Below are 3706 nucleotides of genomic sequence, written 5' to 3' on the forward strand. Positions count from 1 at the left end.
GTCAAGTGGGAGAGGCCATGGTATACGTATGTGCGATGAACAAACTGAATGCCCTTGGCCTACCTGTCAGAAAACCCCGAGTGTAGCGCTCACCCAGGGCTGGGAACGTCATGACTTGCTGGCTGATTTGGGAAACAACGCCATCGAGGGCAGAATGTTGCAACTCCGCTGACCTTTATTTGGGAGGAGCGAGAAAACCTCTCTATCGGGGGAAAAACCTATATGTTGCCACGGGATTACCATCACGATGTGGCAGAAGGGTTTACTCCCAACACTTACATCACTGATAAAGCTCCTCATGGTAGCACAGGCACAAGGATCAGCCATTTCACCATGAATGATGCTGTCGCTTATTGTAGCGCTAAAGGGGGCGCCTCCCGACAACTTCGGAGATGCGCGAAGTTTATACTGCTATCTGTGACTTTAAGTACGCAGGGCTACCATCATATGATGCATATTGGACACGCTACACTTCGGGCGCCACTAGCTATCCTTCATACCTTATGAGAGATGGGGGGCACATCAGTGCGTCTATTGGTAATTACACCCGTCAAGTCATATGTGTGGCCCTTTAACCCTTAGCCAAGGGTAGTGGCCAGAAAAATCCAGACACCTGGTTAGGATTAAGTTAGACTTTTTCCGGCGGCATCCCATCACTGTGTTGATGTGAGGCCGCCAGTTTTAGTCACCGATCAGATGGTAATTGATCTCATGCTTTGCTTCGTGCTGGTGAATATTGAATCAACCGGCGAATTCAAGTCCGAAGGGCTGCACTAAGCCGCATTTCTTTTCTCTGTAAACACCTTGAGAAGACCTTTATTAAAATTAATCTGGTAACGTTTGCTGGTCCACTCCCACAAATTTAAAAAACTGTGGGTGTAAATTTTCGGCCATGACAGCATTACACTTTAATTAAATCATTTTAAAATTGAATCGTTACTAGTTTTTTAGACACTCTGTTGCTGAAAAATAAACTGCCTTTCAAACTCTACCGGCGATAGCCCATCATTGGAACCATGACGCCTGATTGGGTTGTAAAACATCTCTATATAATCGGTCTCTTGTCACGTAAATCCTGCGTTGATCCGCTCCCGTTTGAGCAACTGGAAGAAGCTCTCGGCGACAGCGTTGTCGTGACAGTTGCCACTGTCTGCTCATACTGCAACTCAGGTTGTGGGCCTTCAGAAAGTCCTGCCATTCACCACCTGTAAACTGGCTGCCCTGATCCGAATGCACCATTACCGGCTGCTTGGGCTTGCGCCGCCGGATGGCCATCTATTAGGCGTCAGCCCAGTCCCCGTATCTTCCGGTAAAACAAATCGTCACAGACTTAATCGTGCCGCCAATAGTGCTCTGCATATTATCGCTATAGGGCGATTGCGTACCTATACGAAAACACAAGAATATGTGGTCAAACGGGTAGCTGAGGGTCACTCAAAAATGGAAGCACTACGTTACCTAAAACGTTATATTTCGTGTGAAGTCTATACGTTGTTACGCAATCAAAACCGGTTGTTCAACAGCACTCAAATAACGACTTGACTCTTAGAAGGGCACCCAGGGCAGCCAATATGGTAGCCGGGCATTTCGGCAACGAGTGTGGCGCTATCGTATGACCCAGAGCATGAGTCGTCGTGGTAACTGCTGAGATGCCCCGATGGAGCGGTTGTTCAGAAGCCTGAAGTCAGAGTGGCTCCCGGCTATGGAATATATGAGCTTGCGAGTGGCGAAACGAGATATCAGTTATTACCTGATGGATTACTACAACTGACAGCGTCCACATCAACACAATGACGGGATACCGCCAGCAAAAGCCGAAGAATGGCCTAACCAAGTGTCCGGATTTAGTTAACCACTACACAAGGTCTCCCTGGAAAGAAGAGATTGGACGCTTACATTGCCAAAAGACCAAGGTTATTGTAGCGGAGCTGACAGTGTAATTGTCTGCCAATACTCGTGAGCAGCCCCTTTCTTTACAACTTAGTAATTTGTCGAGCAAGCCCTAGGCACTATAGCTCTGGTAATTACGGCAAATTTCGTAGAACTGCTGACGGCTGTAGCCGATGAGCTTGCAGGCTTTGCTGACATTATTGAGCTCTTTGGCGAGCTCTAGCAGGCTAAATTTGCGACGTGCTATTTTCTTGTTGATGGTCATACAGTGACTCCAGATAACACTGTAGGGTACTGTTTTTTTATCCGGTTTGAAGCCATATGACCACTCCCTTGTGTGGGACAACAGTCAGGTGAATACCATTACCATGCATCAACATCTGAATCACCTTTTCACAAAAAATCGCTAACATGCTGTTTTGCAAGGAAATTCACATTTCACATAATTTATTATTTTATTTTCATTACTTTAATATCACACGAAGAGATAATAAAAAAATAAATTTAAACTTAAGCCAAACTCAATGAGGAATACTTAATCATGAAGCTTACACACACAAACAAAAAGCTCTCATTTTGTTTAAATAGTGGCATTGTCCATTACAAAGCTATAGATGGAACAAGTGTCAACTCAAGGTTAGGAAAAAAGGATTGTGATGTACTGGCATATCTAATTAAAAATGAAGGACGCTTGATAACAAGAGAAGAGTTATTAAGTAAGATTTGGAAGGATAGGGTTGTTGGGTACAACACAGTATCTGTTTCACTTTCAAATATCAGACAGTTTATTAAGAAAGTCGATGAAGACTGTTTGTGCTTAATTAACATATCAGGTAAAGGATATGTTTTCAACCCTGAGAGATCTGGTCTTGAAGTTAAAGAAGACTGCGAAACTCAACTTTGAAATATTTAATACACAGATAGTAATTAACAATTTTTAATAGGAGGATATATGATCTTTAATCTATCTTCTACGTTTGATATCACAGAATCGTTTAATGACGCCAATTACACTAAACTTTATATACAGGATGCTTTTTGTAAAAACCCAAAATTAAAAATGTACAGTTTTTATTTTAGGCCATTGAATTTAGATGCAAACTCTTTTTATAAGAATTGTATTACAGACAGTCTAATAAAATTAACTCTCACACAGATATCATTATTAGAAGAGTGTTGTTCATCCTTGCGCCCGCAAGAACGCCGACCATTTTCTGTTTTATTTAAGGTCGAGGAAAGAATACTTCACATCATTGCCAATGACTTAATCTCAATGATTAAAAGATTAAGTAAGCTTAACATCAGCATTATCTTAGATCTTAACATAAATGCGATGTCAATTAATGACAAACTAAATAAAACATTATATTACATCCATGATTCAGGATGTCTAATAAATATTTCATGGGGGGATTGGCATCAAAAACAAAAAATTGAAATCCCATGTGATGTATTTAATTATATACGCATTGGTCCGCCTCCAAAACTATGCGTCGATGTAAACAAATATATTGACACATGCTTTTACATTAAAGAAGAACTAGGGGTCGAATTAATTTTAGATAAAATACAGAGTAGCACAGAACTTGATATAGCATGCAGGACTCCTTATTCATTCTTAATGGGCGAATATATTTCCAAAGTCAGATTAGCTGACCTTTAAATTAATAATGAGGCAACAGTTATGATAAGAAAAAACTTGTTTTTACTTTCAAGTTTTTCGGTCCTAGTCTGTAGTGTAATTTACCACTTCATATATGAGGCTGTAAATCACAGCGGCGATGCTATCTATAGCATAGTTTGGGCACCCAATGCT

General features: G+C 41.2%; 2 protein-coding genes and 4 pseudogenes. 4 read left to right on the top strand and 2 right to left on the bottom strand.

All coding sequences use genetic code 11. From position 1 onward, the window contains the following. Nucleotides 1-947 precede the first annotated feature (947 nt). Nucleotides 948-1275 (bottom strand): annotated as a pseudogene (locus tag AB5Y85_RS07315) (DDE-type integrase/transposase/recombinase); the annotation flags it as partial. Here AB5Y85_RS07315 and AB5Y85_RS07320 point away from each other — a divergent pair. Together AB5Y85_RS07320 and AB5Y85_RS07325 are read left to right on the top strand one after the other, a co-directional pair. Continuing rightward, nucleotides 1276-1542, top strand: a pseudogene (locus AB5Y85_RS07320) (IS110 family transposase); the annotation flags it as partial. A gap of 16 nt (nt 1543-1558) precedes the next feature. Continuing rightward, nucleotides 1559-1852, top strand: a pseudogene (locus AB5Y85_RS07325) (integrase core domain-containing protein); the annotation flags it as partial. 153 nt (nt 1853-2005) lie between these two features. Here the strand turns inward: AB5Y85_RS07325 and AB5Y85_RS07330 are convergent. Continuing rightward, a pseudogene (locus AB5Y85_RS07330) lies at nt 2006-2155 on the bottom strand (helix-turn-helix domain-containing protein); the annotation flags it as partial. Nucleotides 2156-2431: 276 nt separating this feature from the next. Between AB5Y85_RS07330 and AB5Y85_RS07335 the strand changes: the two are divergent. Both AB5Y85_RS07335 and AB5Y85_RS07340 read left to right on the top strand, forming a co-directional pair. Beyond that, entirely contained in the window at nt 2432-2794 is a 363-nt protein-coding gene (locus AB5Y85_RS07335) for a helix-turn-helix domain-containing protein (RefSeq protein ID WP_101531741.1), read from the top strand. A gap of 48 nt (nt 2795-2842) precedes the next feature. Further along, the gene (locus AB5Y85_RS07340; RefSeq protein WP_368221300.1) at nt 2843-3553 is read left to right on the top strand and encodes a hypothetical protein; all 711 of its coding nucleotides are present in this window, start codon (nt 2843-2845) and stop codon (nt 3551-3553) included. Nucleotides 3554-3706: the final 153 nt, after the last annotated feature.

The sequence above is a fragment of the Aeromonas sp. R3-1 genome, assembly GCF_040908345.1.
In the GTDB taxonomy this organism is placed as follows: Bacteria; Pseudomonadota; Gammaproteobacteria; order Enterobacterales; family Aeromonadaceae; genus Aeromonas; species Aeromonas veronii.